This window comes from Fictibacillus sp. UD, from assembly GCF_043558025.1.
GTDB lineage: Bacteria > Bacillota > Bacilli > Bacillales > Fictibacillaceae > Fictibacillus.
The window spans coordinates 46,593-66,981 of record NZ_JARUHH010000016.1; the positions used below are offsets into that span (position 1 = coordinate 46,593).

Consider the following 20,389-nt stretch of genomic DNA (forward strand, 5'->3'; position numbering starts at 1 on the left):
AAGGATCATTGAAAAAACATTTTTTGACTAAAAGTGTCTCAGCTTTTGCATTGTCGAGCTTCGGCGTTTAATTCGTTATCAATTCAGATTACTGCCCTGTTGCTACCGTAAATTCCTTGCTTCCTCTTGAAAAAACATAAATGATGACTTAGGGAATTATAGCTCTTGCTTTATCTTATTTACATCGTTGAAAAGTTGATTGGAGTGTAAGGTGTGAGACTCCTACGGGACAGGCGGGCAGGTGAGACACTTAAAAGTGAAACGTGCGAATGTGGCTCACCGCCTGCCCCGCGGAAAGCGAAGCACCTGAAACGGAAATCAACCGCTTCTGGGTTTTGATATTGCGTCTAAGCTTGTCCCTGCTTTTCTAATCAAAATTTGTGCGTTTGTCTCTATTCCTCTTTACCCACTTCGTACATATTTTAATAAGGAGTAAGAACGCATAAAGATGAAGGAGGTAGCAGGATGGCATTTCCATATTATCCTTACTATTATCCATATGCATATGGTGCATATGGCGGCTATGGCGGCTATGGTTACGGTTGGATCTGGGCTGTAATAATAATCTTGTTTATTCTCATATTAATTTTCGGTGGCTGGTGGTGGTGGAACACTAGAGACTAAAAAAAAGGGGCTTGGAGGTAGGGTCTTCAGGCCTTTTTTTGCTTGAGTATGAATGAATTGTTATGCGGGGATAATGAAAGAAAAAAATGGAGAGATGTTATGCATAGTCGGCAAACAGTCCGCTATATTTGCGAAGAATACGTCAGCGGCAACTGTTATTATTACAAAAGTGAAATCATTACACACGATAATTGGAAAAATCTTGACTCCCTTTCCTGGTCAAGGCCCCGTCCAATATCTGAAAAGACCTTTCTGAAACAGAAGAAAGCAGGGTACAAAACAGAACATAAGTTTATAAAAAAAGAGCCTGCTGTGGTCGTTTCATTGCACAGAACAAAAACCGTCTAATTCAATAGGCGGTTTTTTTGGGGAAAAAAGACAGATCATCAATGACCTGTCTAAAAAGGGGATTAACTCAAATCAATTTCAGTAAGCAGTATAATTTTACATAAAATAAACGGTTTTTATTGGAAAAGGATTACATCTATTTTGAGAAGGGGATACAAAGTTTATAGGGATTTTAAAGGAGGGAACTTAAGTGGGAAAATTTCGAATTGCAAAAGACACTCTAGGCGAAGTTCGTGTACCAGAAGAAGCTTATTATGGAGCTCAAACACAAAGAGCGGTTGAAAATTTTCCGATCAGCGGAATTCAATTGCCTTTTTCTTTTATAAAAGCACAGGCAATTATTAAAGCAAGTGCAGCATATGCCAATAAAGAATGCAACGGATTGGATCATAAAAAAGCAGAGGCCATTATTTCAGCAGCTGAAGAAGTCGTAAATGGAAAATGGAATGAGCACTTTGTTGTAGACGCTTATCAAGCAGGAGCAGGAACATCTCAAAATATGAACATGAATGAAGTATTAGCATCGCGAGCTGCAGAAATACTCGGAGGGGTAAAAGGAGACTATTCGCTTATTCACCCCAATGATGATGTGAACATGTCCCAATCTACCAACGATACGATTCCGACTGCCATTCAACTATCTGTTGCAGCTGAACTTCAAGAAACTCTATATCCAGCACTAAACCGGTTGCTCCATGTTTTAGAAGAAAAAGAACAAGAATTTCACAACATCATTAAGGCAGGAAGAACGCATTTACAGGATGCTGTACCTATTCGGTTAGGCAGTGAGTTTAAAGGCTATAGAGGCACGCTCGAATCAGTAAAACGTGCAATGGAACATACGGAGAAATCTTTGTACTTGTTAGGTCTTGGAGGAAACGCTGTAGGGACAGGCATCAACGCACACCCCGATTATGCAGCGCTTGCTATTCAAGAGATTGCTAAACGTACGGGTCTGCCGTTTTCGAAGAGCGAAAACACATACGCCTTTATGCAGAATACGAATGCAGCTATTTCTGTAAGCGGACATTTAAAAGAATTGGCAATCCATTTAATAAAAATTTCCAGTGATCTCAGACTCTTAAGCAGTGGGCCACGTACAGGTCTCGCTGAAATCACATTGCCTGCTGTCCAGCCAGGTTCGTCGATTATGCCTGGTAAGATCAATCCTGTTATCTTAGAAAATTTGTACATGATCTGTTCGCAAGTAGTCGGTAACGATAGTTGTGTAACTACAGCTGCAATCGGCAGCCAGCTTGAAATAAATCCTATGATGCCAGTTATCGGCTTAAATGTACTTCAATCCATTACGATTTTAAGTAATGGAATAACCATTTTCACAGAAAGATGCCTAAAAGACATTACAGCCAATCAAGAAAATATAAAAAATTGGCTTGATCAAAGCCTATCTCTTGTGACAGCCCTCAATCCTCATATCGGATATGAAAAAGCGGCAGCTTTAGCAAAAGAAAGCTTTGAAACCGGCAAAACATTAAAAGAAATAGTAACCGAGAAAAAGATTTTTACAATCGAAGAAGCAGAACGTATTTTAGATCCGAATTCCATGATTTAGAGTCAAGGAGTGTAACTTTTATTTTGCTTTTCTCGACAAATATAGTACAGATTTCTTGTTTTTCATTTTATTAACAAAAATGTAGTGAAGATTGGGGATTACGGATGTATAATAAAGAAGTTCATTCACATATAAAGGGATTTAATTAATATTCTGGAAAACCAATTAAATAACTTGGTTTAATAAATGAAAAGTGGACATTTGAACTGTTTTGGGGAGGAACTTGAAAATGTGCGGTTTTATTGGGTATATGCTAAATACACCTGAGACGGTAGAACAGAAAGAAACAGAACAATTAATAAATATGACGAATATAATTACTCATCGTGGTCCTGATGACAGTGGTCATTTTGTTGATCAGTATGTTCGCTTTGGTTTTCGCCGACTCAGCATCATAGATATAGAAAGCGGCAAACAGCCATTATCCTATGAGGATGATCGTTATTGGATTATTTTTAACGGTGAAATATATAATTATGTTGAAATAAGAAAAGAACTTGAGGAAAAAGGATTCGAATTCAAAACCCATTCAGATACTGAGGTTATTTTGGCACTTTTCAGCGAAAGAAGAGAAAATGCTTTCACTGAACTCCGAGGTATGTTTGGATTTTTGATTTGGGACAAAGAAACAAAAGAACTCTTTGGAGCTAGAGATCCATTCGGTATCAAACCTTTCTTCTACCTAGAAGATGAAGATGGTTTATTCTGTGCATCTGAAAAGAAGAGTATTACCCTAGTAAAAGAAAAACAAGAAGTTGATGCAGAAGCACTTCACCATTATTTAACCTATCAGTTTGTACCTGAGCCGATGACGATAACAAAGAACATTAAAAAGCTAGAGCCAGGACATTATTTTGTGAAAAAAGCGGGAAGACCATTAGCGATCAAACCTTTTTGGAGACCCAATTTCACACCAAGAAACATGCCGCTTGAAGAAGCAAAAGATATGATACGCTCAGTAATGCGTGATTCTGTAAGAGTTCATATGCGTTCTGACGTACCTGTAGGTGCTTTTCTTTCTGGTGGTATTGATTCAAGCACGATCGTAGCACTAGCCAGTGAACTTCATCCTTCTTTAAAAACGTTTACAGTAGGATTTGAAAGAGAAGGTTTTAGTGAAATCGATGTCGCAGTTCAGACTGCTGCTGCATTGAACGTTGAGAATATCCATTATCTTGTTAAGCCAGAAGAATTTATGAGAGAACTCCCAAAAATCATCTGGCATATGGATGACCCTGTAGCAGATCCTGCTGCTGTACCGCTATATTTTGTTGCGCGAGAAGCCGCAAAACATGTTACTGTCGTTCTATCTGGTGAAGGAGCAGATGAGCTTTTTGGAGGCTACAATATATACCATGAGCCCCATTCATTAAGACATCTTTCTTCGTTGCCAAAAGGGATTTCAAAAGGATTGGCTGCGATTGCTGGTATGCTTCCTGAAGGAGTTAAAGGGAAGAGCTTTATGGAACGTGGAAGCATGACCATTGAAGAACGTTATATCGGAAATGCTAAAATGTTTTCAGAAACAGAGAAGAGCAGGCTATTAAAGCAGTATCGTTCTGCTTATAACTATAAAAATGTCACAAAACCACTATACGAGCAAGCAAGGCAATTTCATGATGTCCACAAAATGCAATATATCGACCTGCATACATGGATGAGAGGCGATATCCTTGTGAAAGCAGATAAGATGACGATGGCACATTCATTAGAACTTCGTGTACCATTTCTTGATAAAGAAGTGTTCTCTGTGGCTTCACAATTGCATCCAAATCTTACCGTTACAAACGGCACTACCAAATATGCATTGAGAGAATCGATGAAAGGTATTGTACCTGATTCTGTACTGCATCGCCGGAAATTAGGATTCCCTGTACCCATCCGTCATTGGCTTAAAAACGAGATGTATGATTGGGCTAAGCAGTTGATTCATACAAGCGCTACAGACCAATATCTAAATAAGGGTATTGTTTTAGATCTTTTAGAAGGACACCGTTCTGGCCGAGGAGATTACAGCAGAAAGATCTGGACTGTGCTTATGTTCATGTTATGGCATCAGATTAATATTGAGAAAACGTATAGTTTTGGCGATGACCTTTTAATCAAACCTAATCAAGCTCATGAAATGACGGTTACTAACCAATAAAACCCTCCTTTTATTAGTTTTGCTTGTATGATTTACTTATGTTATACTTAACAGGTTAAAAAATAGTTAGGAGTGTTTTCATGAATTTTGAAGTAGGTAGCATTGTTGAAGGTAAAGTTACAGGCATTAAGCCTTTTGGTGCGTTCGTTGCATTAAATGATAATGTACAAGGTCTTGTACACATTTCTGAAGTTTCTCATGGTTTCGTTAAAGACATTAACGATGCACTAAGTGTTGGGGACGTTGTGTCAGTAAAAATTCTTTCTGTTGACGAAGACAGCAAGAAGATTTCACTGTCCATCCGACAAACACAGGAAGCTCCAGCTCCTGCACCTAAAAAAGAACGCCGCCCAGGTGGATTTAATAACAACAACAAAAAGAGCAGCACAAACAATCAAGACGCTAACAAAGGTTTCAACACTCTTGAAGCGAAACTTAAAGATTGGTTGAAAGAGTCTACAGACCGTCAGGCTCAACTTAACAAGCGCCTTAAAAAATAATGTAAAAAAACCTCTCATTTGAGAGGTTTTTTTTTGTATCCATTATTAAACGCGGTTATGTTCGGTATGACCTTCACGGCTAAGTTCTTCAGAAGGTTTAAATAACAATGTTAAACAATACAAACCGGAAAGCCCTACAAGACCATAAACGATACGGGCAAGAGCTGCGTCTTGGCCGCCAAAAATAGCAGCAACTAAATCAAACTGAAAAAATCCGATAAGACCCCAGTTAATCGCTCCGATAATCACTAATGCTAAGGCAAAGCGTTGTAATCCACTCATGTTACATCCTCCAATCAATAATATGAATAGAACGCACTTTTAGGGTGTCAATATTTTACTTTATTTATACATTCCCTAAATTCATGGCATGAAACAAAGCTGAAAAACACATCCTAGTATTCGGTAAGCTTATTGCTTTACATTGCCTTTCCTGTCCCACATAATACGTGTTAAACCATGCAAGAAGGAGAGATTATGATGAACGAATATATATATTACAATCCAACTCGATTGGTATTTGGAAAAAATCAAATTCAAACTTTACAAGATGAATTAGGGAAGTATGGCAAGAAAGTACTTGTTGTTTATGGTGGAGGTAGCATCAAGCGTAATGGTTTGTACGATGAAGTGATGAATGAATTAGAAAAAATGGATGCAGATGTAAGTGAGCTCTCAGGAGTTGAACCGAATCCTAGAGTTTCTACAGTCCGTAAAGGTGTAGAAATCTGTAAAGAAAAAGGAATTGACGTATTGTTAGCCGTTGGTGGAGGCAGTGTTATCGACTGTACAAAAGCAATTGCAGCAGGAGCGAAATACGATGGCGATGTTTGGGATCTTATTACGCTAAAAGCTCAACCTCAGGAAGCTCTTCCATTTGGAACTGTTCTAACTTTAGCTGCAACAGGATCTGAAATGAACTCAGGATCGGTTATTACAAATTGGGAGACCCAGGAAAAGTATGGATGGGGCAGCCCTCTCGTATTTCCTAAGTTCTCAATATTAGATCCGAAGAACACATTCTCAGTACCGAAAGATCAAACGATTTATGGAATTGTAGACATGATGTCTCACGTTTTTGAACAATACTTCCATAACGCTAAAAATACACCATTGCAAGATCGTTTTGCTGAATCGATTCTTTTAACCGTGATGGAAGCTGCACCTAAGCTTTTGGAAGATCTTGAAAACTATGAGTTACGTGAGACCATTTTATACAGTGGAACTATGGCGTTAAATGGTACACTTCAAATGGGTCTGCGCGGTGATTGGGGCAGTCATAACATTGAACATGCTGTTTCAGCTGTTTACGATATTCCGCATGCAGGCGGATTAGCAATTCTTTTCCCGAATTGGATGAGACACAACGTGGATACTGATGTATCACGATTCAAACAGCTTGCTGTTCGCGTTTTTGATGTTGATCCTGAGGGCAAATCGGATAAAGAAGTTGCTCTTGAAGGAATTGACCGCTTATCGGCTTTCTGGACTTCATTAGGGGCACCAAATGCATTGAAAGATTATGATATAGATGACTCCAAGCTTGACCTCATTGCAGATAAAGCAATAGCTAGAGGAGAGTTCGGTAATTTCAACAGCCAGAATAAAGAAGATGTATTAAACATCTTAAGAATGTCATTATAAAAAGCCTTTTTGTAAATCTTTGTTGCTTTTGGAAGTGTTTGATTTCCGTTTCAGATGCTCGCTTTCCGCGGGGCAGGCGGTGAGCCACATTCGAACGTTTTACTTTTAAGTGTCTCACCTGTCTAGTTGCAGTGGCTAGCCCCTCGAGGTCAAAAGTTAAACGGTCAAAAAGGCAAAGTGCGCCTTCCTTGCCCATTCACCTTTTGCTTGTCGGGACTGAACGAGCCACTTCCACTTTTCGGACTGCCCGCCTGTCCCGCAGGACAAGGAAGGCTTCGGCAGCGACACATCGCACGAAGAAAATTTGAAGTTCAATTTTCGAGGAGTCTCGCATCTTACACTCCAATCAACATTCATAGAAGACAGAAATTGAAAGCAACGATCAATAAGGAAAGAGCTTTATAAAAGCCTTTTTCGTAATAATTTTGTTTATCTCTGAAGTGGTTGATTGTTCCAAGTTGCTTGCTTATAACTTTTCATTGAAGGAACAGAGTAAATTCAATGACGCAAGGGTTTAGAAGAGTAAGCCATATAATAAGAGGGGATTAGTCCTTCTTTTTATATGGCTGCTTTTTGAATATTTCGTCTTTTGTCAAGAAACCGATTACATTTACATGGTTTCTTGATTTGAATGTTGTACTTGTATAAAGTGAAAGAATAATGATTGTTTTAGGAGGCTTACATATGACAAAAAAGCTAAGTTTTGATTATAGCAAGGCACTGTCTTTTATTGGTCAGCATGAAGTAGATTATCTTACAGGTGCTGTAGAAGCTGCTCATAACGCTATCCATGAAAAAACAGGTGCAGGTAATGACTTTTTGGGGTGGGTTGACCTTCCTGAGAATTACGACCGTGAAGAGTTTAGCCGCATCGTAAAAAGTGCTGAAAAGATTAAAGATGACTCTGATGTTTTGATCGTTGTCGGAATTGGTGGCTCCTATTTAGGAGCACGCGCAGCTATTGAGATGCTAAACCATTCTTTTTATAACCTTTTATCAAAAGAAGACCGCAAGACGCCACAAGTGTTCTTTGCAGGCCAAAACATCTCATCCACTTATGTTAAAGAGCTTTTTGATGTACTAAAAGACAAAGATGTATCCGTTAATGTGATCTCTAAGTCAGGTACAACAACTGAACCTGCTATTGCGTTCCGTATCTTTAGAAAGTTCCTAGAAGAAAAGTATGGAAAAGAAGAAGCTCGTAAGCGCATCTATGCGACTACAGACAAAGCTCAAGGAGCACTTAAAACATTAGCGAACGAAGAGGGCTATGAGTCATTCATTATTCCTGATGATGTGGGTGGACGCTACTCCGTTCTTACGGCTGTAGGCCTTCTGCCGATTGCAGTAAGCGGAGTTAATATTGAAGAGATGATGAATGGGGCTAAAGAAGCTGCAGCAGACTTCAATAACCCTAAGCTTGCAGAAAACCAAGCATATCAGTATGCTGCTGTTCGAAATGCGCTTTATAACAAAGGGAAGACGATCGAACTAATGGTTAACTACGAGCCAGGACTGCACTATGTGTCTGAATGGTGGAAACAGCTATACGGTGAGAGTGAAGGGAAAGACTACAAGGGAATTTATCCTGCGTCTGTAGACTTCACTACCGATCTTCATTCAATGGGGCAATATGTACAAGAGGGACGCCGGGATCTTTTTGAAACGGTTCTATATGTAGATCAAGCACGTGAGGAAATCAAGATCGAAGAAGATGATCAAAACCTAGATAAGCTTAATTTCCTTGCTGGGCAAACGATGGACTTTGTAAACAAAAAAGCGTTCCAAGGAACATTGCTTGCACACACTGATGGCGGAGTGCCAAACTTAATCGTAAGTCTCCCTGAGATGACGCCGTATCACTTCGGGTATATGGTTTATTTCTTTGAAAAAGCATGTGCGGTGAGTGGATACTTGTTAGGAGTTAACCCATTCGATCAACCAGGTGTAGAAGCATACAAGAAAAACATGTTTGCTCTTCTTGGTAAGCCTGGGTTTGAAAAAGAAAAAGAAGAACTAGAAAAACGCCTATAAGTTTAAAAACCTGACTCTTTATTCTTTAGAGTCAGGTTTTTTCTATGCCTTTTTTTCATTTTTTGAAAGTTCTTTTTTATAAGATTGTTGCTTTCAAACCTCATTTTTAATTTACTTCTGTGACAGTTGAGTGGAGTGTAAGGTGCGTGCCTACCATATGAAAATCTTCTCGCAAGGCATGCGACGAGGAAGCATACTACGGTAGCATGAACATGTAGACGCAGGAGCAAGATTACTTCCTTGATGCGGGCAGGTGAGACACTTTAGAGTGAAACGTACGAATGTGGCTCACCGCCTGCCCCGCGGAAAGCGAGCACCTGGAACGGAAATCAACCCCTTCCATATAGAAACGTTCAAATAATCTATACAAGATTTGGATACGCTAAACAGTAGAATATGTAGGAGGGACCATTATGAAACCTATAAAAAGCAGACTTGAGAATGAATTATGTGCTTTAAACGAAGCAGAGGAAGTAATGAAAGGAATGGGCTTTTCATACGGAGGAAACTGGGATTATGATCATGGATATTTTGATTATAAACTCGATGATGAAGTTGGATACACGTTTTTAAGAATTCCTTTTAAAGCGGTAGATGGGGAATTGGACAAAAAGGATACAGTCATTCAATTAGGGGAACCTTTTCTATTGGCTCATAAATACCAGGTTGGATTAGATGATAACGCTGAAACTGGTAACATATCGGGTAGTTTTAATCAGTTTTCAGAGCCGCAAGATCCAGATGCGACCATCGATAAGAAATGGATTGGTATTGGTAAAGACTTGGTGCAAAAAATAGAAACAGCTCTATTGAATTAATAAAACAGATAGGCGCCTTGTCCTATCTGTTTTTATATGAGCTCTCTTTCAAGACTTAACACCATCTCATGTGAAGCAAGATTTGATGTTTGAATAATATGATTGGCACCCGCACGTTTCGCATTTGTTGCTTGCTCAGTTGTTAGTATTTCTGCATGAATAGCTACTGTTGCACTTAATCCGCGAGCTGTCAGAACAGAAAGAATCGTGTTTCGATCGGCTTCAACTTCCTTTAAGTTGGCATCTGCTGTAATGAGAACCGTATGTGCCTTTTGTATATGAGCTTTGATCCACGTGAAATCTTCACTTGATTTGCCATGAATAAAATGAACGCCTTCCAAGTATAAAGGGTTTGCTTCTAGAGACTCATCAATTAAAACGATATGATTGGTTTTTACTTTGTCTTTGATCGCTTGAATCGTATGTCTTGAACGTTCATTCCACCCAACGATTATAAAATGGTCTTTGTTTTTATACATATTTTTCCCCTCAAGAAATCGATTTTCATTTTTAACAACAGCGCTGGCAAAGTGTACAGTTAAAAAGGCTAAAAATGATCCTCCTAAAAAGACAAGAAATATAGCAAGCAGCCTTATCTCATTTGTATGTGGTGCGTAATCACCATAACCTACCGTTCCAGCTGTAATAACAGCCCAGTAAAAACCTTCAAAAATGGTTGGAAACGTGTCTTTTTCAAAGAGGTGAGCTAAAACAGCGCTAGAGAATAAAATAATAAACAGAATGATACCAAGCCTAACCAGCATAGGCAATCTCAAATATGCATAATACATGGCACGCATATAAACACACTCTCCTCCTATTAACACTATTGCCAAAGAGGATACGGATTTATACGAAAGTGAAAAAAACAAAACCTCTGGTTCATTTAACAATTTACCAGAGGTTTTTCTATCATGAAGCTTGCAGAGTATGTAGATTTGTTGGGGCTGGGTCTTCCGAATCTGCAGCGTCTAGCTGTTCTGTTACACTTGCAATTTCTTCTTTTTCAACTTTTTGCTGAAAAGATGAAGCAGTTTTGGAACATTGTTGCTGTATTAAAGAATTATGATTTATAAGGGCTAAAGCTTGTTTTCTTAACTCTTCCGTTGATACGTTTGAATCTGTCTTAATTTTTACGGTTATGACGTTCCCATTAACAACAATCTCAATATATATCCACTGTTCTATTGGTTGTGGATTGGTTTGAACAGGTTCAGATACAGGATTAGGAGGAGTTTCGTTTTCTTTCGGTGGATCTACTATTATTTTTTCTTCTTTCGGCAGATCTACTTTTGGTTTTTCTTCTTTTGGCTTATCTTCTTTTGGCTTATCCTCTTTCGATTTTTCTTCCTTAGGTTTGTCTTCTTTCGGTTTTTCCTGCTTTGGTTTCTCTTCCTTCAATTTTTTATCTTTAGGCGGTGCAATAGCCGCAGGAATATCTTTTACAGGTGGATTTGGTACATCTTTTTCATGACCACTTACAGCTGCTGTAGGAGGAGGACTAGGCTTTTCGTGCCCTTGTTCTCTTTTAACAGGTTCAGCTGCCTTTTTTTCTTCCTTTTGTGGAGCAGCAGGAATGACAATGTGAGTCGTTGGTGATTCAATAGTTTTCTTTTTATGAGTTTCTTCTATCTTTTCTTGAATGGGTAAAGCAGGCTTTTCTTTTTTTACTTTTTGCTCTTTTTCTTTTTGATCTAGAATTGGAAGAGGCGGCTCATATACAAGGTCTTCTTGTTTTTTAGCTGAGTCAGCTACAGGCTGAATCTCCTCTTTTAAAAGCTCTTTAATTGGACCGACTTTTTCAGAAATCTTTTCAATCGTTTGACCCGAAATTTCACTTTTTGTTATCTTAATGCCTGATTTCTTAGCAGCGGTATAGATGGCATAATGCCCAGGTGACATTTTCATCTTTTTGGATTTTTCACGTTCTTTGGAACTCATAACAATGGTTGTCATTTCAACGGACTTCTTTTTAGCGGTCTTTGTTATGACTTCGTTTACTCGCTGCTTCATTTCTATTTCTTTATCAGCAGGAATCTCTTCAGACAGAGTTGTGGTAATCAAAACTTCTTCTTTTGTTTGTAAATAACCAAGTTCTTTGCACTTATCAAATATGAGGTCTGTTACATATTCGATATCTCTATTCTTCCAATCATTCATTCGTTCGAGCACCATTTTACCTTGCTGATTATAGGCAAAGATATCAAGTACTTTCATGTCCTCGTCAATTTTCAATTCCAAACTAGGATCCATATCCATTCCAACATATGCATAAACTCCCGGTCCTGAGACTGGCGAAAGAATTTGGAAGAACAGCAGAAAAATAGCTAAGGCAACCGCGGTACCTGTTTTCCAGTTAATCAAACCAGAAAAAATCGAACGACTTTTCTCTTCTGTAACAGGCAGCATGACTTCCTGACCTACTGAATAGGATGCACCTGTATTTCTAACTTTCTTAAATTCGCCGCCTTCAGCCAGAACGATGAGGTGACGCTTGCTCACTTCTACAATAATCGCTTTGTTCATTAGTGTTTTCCTCCTGTGCCCGGCACATATTGCAATAACACATGATAATTTTCAATAAAGATGAGTGTAAGTGCGGTTATGTATTCTCGCTGCCTCTTCATGGTGAGTTTCTGGTGCTGAGTACTCTCGCTGTGAAGAAGGGGCAATCGTTTCCATGTTAAAAAGTAGTTGCGCATTTCAGGATCTGCTGCAATTTCCTCAGCAACTTCAATGGCTTGCTGTCTATTTACAAGCTCTTTAGGAGTGCTGGAGACCAAGTGGCTAAAATCAATTCCAAATTCCTTTAACCGCATTTTAAAATGTGAGATTTCCTTTACAGGATCTGGTTCTCTTACGCTGTTTGTACATAGACTTACAGATGAACTTGAAGACCGCGATTCTAAAGCAGGCTGCAAGGGTTTATTCTTTCTACTAAACCACCGGCGAATCAATTGTTCCCCCTCCTTCCATTACATATGTAAAATAATATATTTCAAGATAATAATAACCAAATTATTATAGTATACTTTTACTTGAAAAAATAGAGATAAAAGTCACGTGTGTAAATGTTTACGAAGTTTGATAGTTCAAATAGATGGAAAAGCTGTGAATGGGTGATAAAGTTGAAATACAATAAAGAGGATCGGGAAAAATACAGTGAAGCTATAGATCGGATGCAAGAAGGATTAGACAGCATGATCGACTTGTATAATGAAGCAGAAGATGATGAAGAGTTAATTCAATATGACGAAGATGTAATTTCGGCGATCAGACAAGCAAAAGAAAGCTTTGGAGATGAATTTATTAACCAAAAGATCAACACCATTGTAAAAGAAGTGCTCTCGCTCATGCAGGGGGGACAGACCCCACAAAAAGACAAATAGTTCTTCTATGTCCACTCGGAGAGGACTCTCGACGTATTGAACAAGAAAAGCGCCTTAGAGATAATCCTAAGACGCTTTTTTTTGTATACGAATTTATTCTTTAAAAGATATACAACACGATGGGGAAGATGTTCCAGCACAACCAGAGCGTTAAGACAAAAAGTAATGATACTGGAATGGCTACTGTGTATTGAACCCAATTTGAAGTTTCTGAACTGATCTGCCAGATTTTGCGGATGACAAGAATTAATACTGGCACCACTAACAGCATGAAGAATATTCTTACCCAAAAGATATAAGTGGCAGTATCAGGATTTAAAGTAAATAAACTGATTATACACACCAATGCTATGATTCCATAGACTGGCCAGATCACTTGTTTCACTTTCTTTGAATCATGTACCGTTAAAAGATAGAAAGCAATTAAGCAGAAGATAGAAAAAAGGATCATATTGAGACCTCCAAATCGTTATTTTTTACCCTATTCTATAATTTCATATTTTATGAGATTTAAATTGTGTATTTATTCATTTGGAATAAATGTACTATCATGAGGCAGCAGGGATATTCGGTAGTTCCCTGGAACATGGAACAAAAAATGGTTCTAGATGGATTATAAATCTTTTTACCTCAAAAAATATAAAATTAATCCTCTTGGTTTACATAGCATGCATTATGAATTGAAGTATAAAAGTACACAGCATAAAAATCTGTGTGAATTATAGAGGGACATGCCATTGAAAATTTTCAAGCAACAGTGCTGCTGAATCTGCTTTATAAACCTCTTATAAAATTAACTCTTGTAATTTATTGTATTTAATAGAAAAATAGAGAAAAGACAATTCTTGTAAAAATATATTAAAAATAATCCACAAGGATGTAGCCTATGCGAGAAACTTCGTTTGAATTACAGAATAAAAAACAACTGATGCATACCTTTTATGAAGCCGTGGATAGCGGAATTATCGTACTAGAACAATCCAGCAAAATTCTTTACGCCAATGCAAAGGCGTACAGTATGTTAGAGCTGTCCGCAGAGGAAGTAGAGGGTATGTTTCTTAATAATCTTCCATTTGATGTTATGGATCAACATAAATGTAAAGAATCATTATTTAAAGAAATCTATTTAGAATTTGCAAGGCAAAAGAAAAAAACTCATCAGATGGATCTCAAGATAGTATGCCAAAATTCGGGTAAGGTTAAGTGGTTATCGGTAACGATAGCCCCTATTTTGGATGCTTACAATAGACTCGAAAACCTTGTCCTCACCATAATAGACAATCATAAGTTAAAGGTAACAGAAAAAGAATTAAACCGCAGCCAGGAACGGTTTTACTCACTAGTTGATTCTTTGGAAGACACAGTTTTTACATTAGATCATAACTTTGTACATACAGGAATTTATGGAAGATGGATGAAGAAACATGGCGTAAAGCCGTCCTATTTTTTAGGCAAGACGATTAGAGAAGTATTTGGAGATGCTATTGCAGAAGGTCAAGAACAAGCCTGTCATCTTGTTTTACAAGGAAAATCCCAGATTTATGAATGGAGCAATGTACGAGATGGTGAACGCCTCTATTACCAAGCGATTCTCTCTCCGATTAAAAATGATCTAGGTCAAGTTGAGGGAATTGTAGGTGTTTCAAGAGATATAACAGAAAGCAAGAGAATGGAACTCGGACTTCGGGAGAGCGAAGAAAGATTTCGTCAGTTTGCTGAAAACGCGAAAGACGTGTTCTGGATGCAAGATTACGGAACACGAGAGCTTCTATACATCTCTAAAGCGTATGAACAAATATGGGATACAGAATCTGCAGCGTTTGAATCTGTGTTTACAGATGTTCATCCTGAAGATAAAGAGGCAGTTGAAGGCTTTATTCATATCATTGCACAAAGTGAATCTCAGATTGAATATCGTATACAAAGCAAGAGTAAAAAAGTCCGCTGGATTAGAACGAGAGCGTTTCCGATAACCAATGATCAAAATGAGGTTTATCGAATAGCAGGAATCTCCGAGGATATTACAGAACTCAAGGAAAAGGAAGAACTCCTCAGAAAGTCGGATAAATTGACGGTAGTGGGTGAACTTGCTGCAGGAATTGCGCATGAGATCCGCAATCCGCTTACAAGTATTAAGGGATTTGTCCAATTGATGAAACCTGATATGGACGATTTGCATAGTGAAATTATTTTATCAGAGATGGATAGAATTGAATCGATCATCACTGAATTTTTAGTCTTGGCTAAACCACACCAAGAAACGTTCTTTCAGCAAAGAAACGTTAATGATTTTATAAAACAAAGTATTACACTGCTTGATTCAGAAGCAAACCTCAACAATGTTCAATTTGAAACACACTTCATGAATGTTCCACAAATACTTTGTGAAGGAAACCAGATCAAACAAGTCATTATTAATGTCATCAAAAATGCGATTGAATCCATGCATAGCGGCGGGACGATCTTTGTAGAAACAGGTTCATATGATGAAGGATATGTTTTTATAAAAGTTACAGACCAAGGTGTGGGTATTAGCGAGGAGCGGCTTGCAAGACTTGGAGAACCATTTTATTCAAACAAAGAAAAAGGTATAGGTTTGGGATTAATGGTCTCGTTGAAGATCATTGAAAATCACCATGGCAACATCACCTTTGAAAGTATATTAGATATTGGAACGACCGTTACGATTCTTCTGCCTACTAAACTTTTACCCTAAGTGGTTAAACGCTCTTCAGTCTGACTGAAGGGCGTTTTTTTGCTTGCTAAATAAGTGTTTATGATTTTTTTAATAAGGGTAAATGTAGAGAGAAGCATGAAAAGTCTGAGCTTTAAGACTGGTTAGAATCTACATAAAATTGAGAATGTTAGAAATTCGTGCTACCCTTGTTTAGTAGGGGTTCTTACAAAAAGGGATATTCAAGGAGGATAAGAATGAAAGATTTCAAAAAGAGAATTAGTATTTTAGCAGTTGTGTTTTCTATGTTTGTACTAGCTGCATGTGGCAGCGGTGAGTCAAGTGATGGAGGTATTGAGTTAAAAAATGATGGAGAATTTAATTTTATTGTCTCCGGAGAATTCCCTCCGTTTAGTTCAGTTGATAGCAATGGGGATTTAACAGGCTTTGATGTGGCCGTAGGAAAAGCCATAGCAGATGAACTTGGTTTAAAAGCCGTTCCAGAGAAATTTAAATTTCATGGCGCTGTTTCGGCAATAAAGGCAGATCGTTTTGACGCAGCAGTGGCAAGCCATACAATCACTGAAGACCGAAAGCAAGCAGTGAATTTTAGCGAGCCATATTATTACTCAGGTCCAGTTATTTTTACAAGACCAGATAGTGATATTAAAACGAAAGAAGATCTAAAAGGGAAAGAAGTTGCTGTTTCAAAAGGCTCTACCTATGAAAAATCTGCACAAGATTTTACAGACCAAATTAAAAATTATGACAGTGATGCTACAGCATTGCGCGCGTTAAGTGAAGGAAAACATGACGCAGTTATTACTGATGCAATCACAGGAAAACAAGCGATTGAAAAAGGTTTTAAGATTGTTGAACAAGAGCAGCTAGGTACGAGTGAACAGGCGATCGCTGTTAAAAAAGAAGATAAAGAATTGCTAAAAGCGATCAACGAAGCTTTGAAGAAAATGAAAGATAGTGGTGAACTCGAAAAACTTAGTAAAGAATACATCGGTGCTGATATCACGAAAAAGCCTGAATAATGGTGTGAGCCGTCCGCATGTGCTGAATTGCAGGGCGGCTTTCTTTATATCACACTGTAACAACCTTTAAATAGAGAATAAAAGGGGAGGACTAAGGCATGTTTGATCTCGCGCACATTTTAGATGTATTGATAGAAAGTTATCCGCTCTTCATAAAGGGGCTTTGGATAACGTTAAAACTTACCTTTGTTTCCATTCTGATTGGTACTGGTATCGGGCTAGTTTTTGCCCTTTTTAAAATTTCGGGAATTAAGATACTAAATTGGATTGCAAATATTTATATTGCACTTATTCGCGGAACACCCTTAATCGTCCAGATTTTCATCTTCTATTTTGGACTTGCTGAACTTGGAATTTCAGCGTTCTGGTCTGCTGCTTTTGGACTTGCTATGCATAATGGTGCATATATTGCAGAGATTTTTAGAGGATCCATCCAGTCTGTTGATAAAGGCCAAATGGAAGCTGGACGCTCTCTAGGTATGCCATACGGTTTAACGATGAGAAGAATCATTTTGCCGCAAGCGTTTAAAAGAGCACTTCCTCCACTTGGGAACCAATTCATTATTGGATTAAAGGATTCTTCTTTGGCGTCTTTTATCGCACTAAATGAATTGTTTAGCATAGCGACAACCCAAGGATCCAGAACGTTTGACGAAATGACTTACTTAATTATTGTTGGTCTATATTATCTAATACTCGTCCTTCTTTTCACACTACTGGTTAATCTGTTAGAAAAGAAACTCTCAGCTGGGGAATAGGAGGCGCATTCTATGAAAAAAGAAATGATACGCATTGAAAATCTGAAGAAGAGTTTTGGTGACTTAGAAGTATTAAAAGAAGTAAACTTAGAAGTTCATGAAAGTGATGTTGTTGTATTAATCGGAGCCAGTGGATCAGGAAAGAGTACATTGCTTCGGTGTATCAATTTCCTAGAGATTAAGAACGGCGGAAAGATTGTTATTGAAGGGGAAGAAATAGATCCTAAATCACATAACCTAAATGAAGTTCGACAACGAGTTGGGATGGTTTTTCAGCACTTTAATTTGTTTCCGCATAAAACAGTATTAGAAAATGTTATGGAAGCTCCGGTTATGGTGAAAAATAAGAATAAAGCTGAAGCGAAAAAAGAGGCAATTTCCTTACTTGGTAAAGTTGGATTGTCAGATAAAGCTGATGTGTATCCTGCGAAACTATCAGGGGGACAAAAACAACGTGTAGCAATTGCTAGAGCACTTGCCATGAAACCGGATATCATGCTGTTTGATGAGCCTACTTCAGCCCTCGATCCTGAGCTAGTTGGAGAAGTATTAGCAACCATGAAAGAATTGGCGCAAGAAGGCATGACGATGGTTGTAGTTACACATGAGATGGGGTTTGCCAAAGAAGTGGCAGACGAAGTTGTATACATGCATGACGGCCAAATCTGGGAAAGAGGAAAACCAGGTGAACTGTTTAATGATCCAAAAGAACAGCGAACGAAAGACTTTTTAAGTTCGATTCTATAAGAAAACAGAAGGTGCAGCTCTCAGGCTGCACCTTTTTAATGTGTACTAGTAATAGTCTCTACTGTTTTAGGTTTTCGTTCTTGAATGAAAAGAACTGCACCAAGTACGAGTAAGATACCAAACGTCTGAATGAATGAAATAGATTCATTATATAACACTAATCCCATTATGGTTGCTACAACAGGTTCAACCGTAGATACAATGGCTGCCTTACTAGCTTCGAGCTGTTTTAATCCTTGTGTATAAAACCAATAAGCGAGGACGGTAGGAAACAGACCTAGTCCAATAATGTTTAGCATGACAGATGTATCGAACATGTTCATTTCAGCAGAAGAAATATCACTAATCGGAAAAAGAGCAATCACTGCAAATAAAAAAGTATAAAAACTGATGGTCAATGTTTCATATTTCTTACCGGCGAGCTTGCCGAAAATGCTATAAAGCGAATAACCAAACCCCGCTCCTAATCCAATCCATAAGCTTTTCATAGAAAGTCCAAGTTGCGATGAAAATAATCCAGATACTAAAATACATCCGAGAAATGTTACAGAAAGAGCAAATACTTTTTGGCGTGTTAACCGTTCCTTAAACACAAAAACAGAAATTAAAAGAACAAAAGCTGGAGCTGTATATAACAAAATAGCAGCAATGGCGAGTGAAGAGGTTTGAATAGTGGTGAAATAGCACCAATTAAAAAAGGAAACACTCAATACTCCTGTGCCAAAGAAATACCAAGTATCAGTCAGCTTGATTTTCAAAAGAGCAGGATGCTGAATCAAAATCCAAAAAAGAAACAGTAGAAACGCACTTGTCGCTCTCAAATAAACGATTTGTAAAGGCGTGTAACCGTATTCTGCTAATTCTTTTACGAAAAAACCTATGATTCCCCATAGTGTAGCACCTATGGCCACATATAAAAAAGCAATTCTTGTATAGTTAGGCAAACCCGTTCATCCTTTTCTCTTTAACTTTGTTAACGTTACTAAAGCTTTTTAATAGCTACTTCTATTTGAACTCTAACAAAAAACACCTTTACTGTACATGACAATAAAAGTGTTTAGGCTTAACTATTTATTCATTTTATGAGTGATCTTGTCCACTTCCTCTTCTTCCTCTTTTATGATGTCATCATCAATATCTTCTTTAAAAGCAAATGAAAGTAAGAGAGATACTAAAATACCGCCTCCAATAAGATTTCCGATCGAGGCAGGAATTAAATTTAGAAATATAAATTCGTACCAGCTATATTCGAAGCCTTCAAGAACCGTGATGCTAAAATACCCCATGTTTGCTACCGCGTGCTGAAAATTTCCGGCTTCGAAAATAATGACAGGCAATAGGATTCCGAATATTTTTCCCATTACATCACGGGCTGCAGTAGCAAGAACAGCTGCGATACCGATAAGCCAGTTTGCAAGTATTCCAGAGAACAGAACTTGAAACCATCCCCAAGTCCCTCGATCTGTAAACTGCATCTTTTTTTCCATGAATTTTAAAAGTCCATCGTAAAACTCTTTGTCTAACGATCCAGAAAGATTTAAGAGAAATCCAACAAATAGGGCTCCGAGAAAGTTTCCGATGTAACAAATTCCCCAAAACCGAAGAACCTTTTTGCTGATCCAAAACTTGCTTTGTAAAATATAACTTGGCAATAGGATGTTAATTTCGGTAAAAAGAATGGAACCTGACAAAAAGATCATGGCATAGCCTATAGCAAATCCAACACCTGCTAGAAGGTTATACGGACCAGGTGTATCTACATTCATTGATAAGAGCACGGAACCTAATGCTCCAAAAGCAATGAATGCTCCTGCCATGAAAGACAATATAAATTGAGCTAAGTTCGTAATCTGTAACGAGGCTTTGCCTTCTTCAATAAAGTATTCGATAATCTGAACTGGGAAAAAGTACTGCCGATCAGGTATATCCGCTTTTTTATTACGACTGTTATCATTGTTTTTTTTCATCTGCATCCCTCGTATTTTGTCATCTCCGCCCTACTACTCTTCCCATAATTTGAACCAATCAAAACCAAATTCCACTAAAATTCAGGGGAAGTATTATCTTTTGTTTTTAAATACCAAATATCTA

General features: G+C 38.0%; 20 protein-coding genes. 12 read left to right on the forward strand and 8 right to left on the reverse strand.

Going from position 1 to position 20,389, the window contains the following annotated elements:
- Positions 1-465 precede the first annotated feature (465 nt).
- The 4 genes from P8610_RS17500 (at position 466) to yugI (ending at position 5,191) form a co-directional block, all read left to right on the forward strand.
- A complete protein-coding gene (locus P8610_RS17500) occupies positions 466-624 on the forward strand; it encodes a sporulation protein YjcZ (RefSeq protein ID WP_289494683.1) in 159 nt (52 codons plus the stop codon).
- A gap of 538 nt (positions 625-1,162) precedes the next feature.
- Positions 1,163-2,545: a class II fumarate hydratase gene (locus tag P8610_RS17505; protein WP_394605598.1), complete on the forward strand. Its 1,383-nt coding sequence runs from the start codon at positions 1,163-1,165 to the stop codon at positions 2,543-2,545.
- Between the two features lie 229 nt (positions 2,546-2,774).
- Positions 2,775-4,691 carry an asparagine synthase (glutamine-hydrolyzing) gene (asnB, locus tag P8610_RS17510; protein ID WP_394605599.1) on the forward strand — a complete coding sequence of 639 codons (1,917 nt, stop codon included), beginning with the start codon at positions 2,775-2,777 and terminating at the stop codon, positions 4,689-4,691.
- A gap of 80 nt (positions 4,692-4,771) precedes the next feature.
- Positions 4,772-5,191, forward strand: coding sequence for a S1 domain-containing post-transcriptional regulator GSP13 (gene yugI, locus P8610_RS17515; RefSeq protein WP_289494686.1), 420 nt, complete (start codon positions 4,772-4,774; stop codon positions 5,189-5,191).
- A 45-nt stretch (positions 5,192-5,236) separates the two neighbouring features.
- On the opposite strand, the gene P8610_RS17520 is transcribed toward yugI, so the two are convergent.
- On the reverse strand, positions 5,237-5,473 hold the full coding sequence (locus P8610_RS17520; RefSeq protein WP_289494687.1) for a DUF378 domain-containing protein: 237 nt from the start codon (positions 5,471-5,473) through the stop codon (positions 5,237-5,239).
- Positions 5,474-5,671: 198 nt separating this feature from the next.
- Between P8610_RS17520 and P8610_RS17525 the strand changes: the two genes are divergently transcribed.
- Positions 5,672-6,835 carry an iron-containing alcohol dehydrogenase gene (locus P8610_RS17525; protein WP_394605600.1) on the forward strand — a complete coding sequence of 388 codons (1,164 nt, stop codon included), beginning with the start codon at positions 5,672-5,674 and terminating at the stop codon, positions 6,833-6,835.
- Here the strand turns inward: P8610_RS17525 and P8610_RS17530 are convergent.
- Positions 6,783-7,031: a hypothetical protein gene (locus P8610_RS17530; protein WP_394605601.1), complete on the reverse strand. Its 249-nt coding sequence runs from the start codon at positions 7,029-7,031 to the stop codon at positions 6,783-6,785. The genes P8610_RS17525 and P8610_RS17530 overlap by 53 nt on opposite strands.
- 488 nt (positions 7,032-7,519) lie before the next feature.
- Here P8610_RS17530 and P8610_RS17535 point away from each other — a divergent pair, with 488 nt between their 5' ends.
- Complete coding sequence (locus P8610_RS17535) at positions 7,520-8,869, forward strand: glucose-6-phosphate isomerase (protein WP_394605602.1); 1,350 nt, start codon at positions 7,520-7,522, stop codon at positions 8,867-8,869.
- Between the two features lie 413 nt (positions 8,870-9,282).
- On the forward strand, positions 9,283-9,687 hold the full coding sequence (locus P8610_RS17540; protein ID WP_289494690.1) for a YugN-like family protein: 405 nt from the start codon (positions 9,283-9,285) through the stop codon (positions 9,685-9,687).
- Between the two features lie 32 nt (positions 9,688-9,719).
- Here P8610_RS17540 and P8610_RS17545 read toward each other — a convergent pair whose 3' ends face one another.
- From P8610_RS17545 to P8610_RS17555, 3 genes are all read right to left on the reverse strand, one after another.
- Positions 9,720-10,487, reverse strand: a complete 768-nt coding sequence (locus tag P8610_RS17545) for an ion channel (protein WP_394605603.1) — start codon at positions 10,485-10,487, stop codon at positions 9,720-9,722.
- Between the two features lie 112 nt (positions 10,488-10,599).
- Entirely contained in the window at positions 10,600-12,213 is a 1,614-nt protein-coding gene (locus tag P8610_RS17550; RefSeq protein ID WP_394605604.1) for an anti-sigma-I factor RsgI family protein, read from the reverse strand.
- A complete protein-coding gene (locus tag P8610_RS17555) occupies positions 12,213-12,644 on the reverse strand; it encodes a hypothetical protein (protein WP_394605605.1) in 432 nt (143 codons plus the stop codon). The genes P8610_RS17550 and P8610_RS17555 overlap by 1 nt, the downstream gene beginning before the upstream one ends.
- Before the next feature lie 171 nt (positions 12,645-12,815).
- Between P8610_RS17555 and P8610_RS17560 the strand changes: the two genes are divergently transcribed.
- Positions 12,816-13,076 (forward strand): protein mistic, encoded by a 261-nt coding sequence (locus P8610_RS17560; RefSeq protein WP_289494694.1) that lies wholly within the window; start codon positions 12,816-12,818, stop codon positions 13,074-13,076.
- A gap of 100 nt (positions 13,077-13,176) precedes the next feature.
- On the opposite strand, the gene P8610_RS17565 is transcribed toward P8610_RS17560, so the two are convergent.
- Positions 13,177-13,527: a hypothetical protein gene (locus P8610_RS17565; RefSeq protein WP_394605606.1), complete on the reverse strand. Its 351-nt coding sequence runs from the start codon at positions 13,525-13,527 to the stop codon at positions 13,177-13,179.
- A 435-nt stretch (positions 13,528-13,962) separates the two neighbouring features.
- Here P8610_RS17565 and P8610_RS17570 point away from each other — a divergent pair, with 435 nt between their 5' ends.
- The 4 genes from P8610_RS17570 to P8610_RS17585 all read left to right on the forward strand — a co-directional run bounded on the left by P8610_RS17570 (position 13,963) and on the right by P8610_RS17585 (position 18,298).
- Complete coding sequence (locus tag P8610_RS17570; protein WP_394605607.1) at positions 13,963-15,792, forward strand: PAS domain S-box protein; 1,830 nt, start codon at positions 13,963-13,965, stop codon at positions 15,790-15,792.
- Positions 15,793-16,007: 215 nt separating this feature from the next.
- Entirely contained in the window at positions 16,008-16,793 is a 786-nt protein-coding gene (locus P8610_RS17575) for a transporter substrate-binding domain-containing protein (RefSeq protein ID WP_394605608.1), read from the forward strand.
- 98 nt (positions 16,794-16,891) lie between these two features.
- A complete protein-coding gene (locus P8610_RS17580; RefSeq protein ID WP_289494698.1) occupies positions 16,892-17,551 on the forward strand; it encodes an amino acid ABC transporter permease in 660 nt (219 codons plus the stop codon).
- Between the two features lie 12 nt (positions 17,552-17,563).
- The gene (locus P8610_RS17585; protein WP_394605609.1) at positions 17,564-18,298 is read left to right on the forward strand and encodes an amino acid ABC transporter ATP-binding protein; all 735 of its coding nucleotides are present in this window, start codon (positions 17,564-17,566) and stop codon (positions 18,296-18,298) included.
- A gap of 35 nt (positions 18,299-18,333) precedes the next feature.
- On the opposite strand, the gene P8610_RS17590 is transcribed toward P8610_RS17585, so the two are convergent.
- Both P8610_RS17590 and P8610_RS17595 read right to left on the reverse strand, forming a co-directional pair.
- Complete coding sequence (locus tag P8610_RS17590; protein ID WP_394605610.1) at positions 18,334-19,242, reverse strand: DMT family transporter; 909 nt, start codon at positions 19,240-19,242, stop codon at positions 18,334-18,336.
- Positions 19,243-19,365: 123 nt separating this feature from the next.
- A complete protein-coding gene (locus tag P8610_RS17595; RefSeq protein WP_394605611.1) occupies positions 19,366-20,265 on the reverse strand; it encodes a formate/nitrite transporter family protein in 900 nt (299 codons plus the stop codon).
- Between the last annotated feature and the right edge of the window lie 124 nt (positions 20,266-20,389).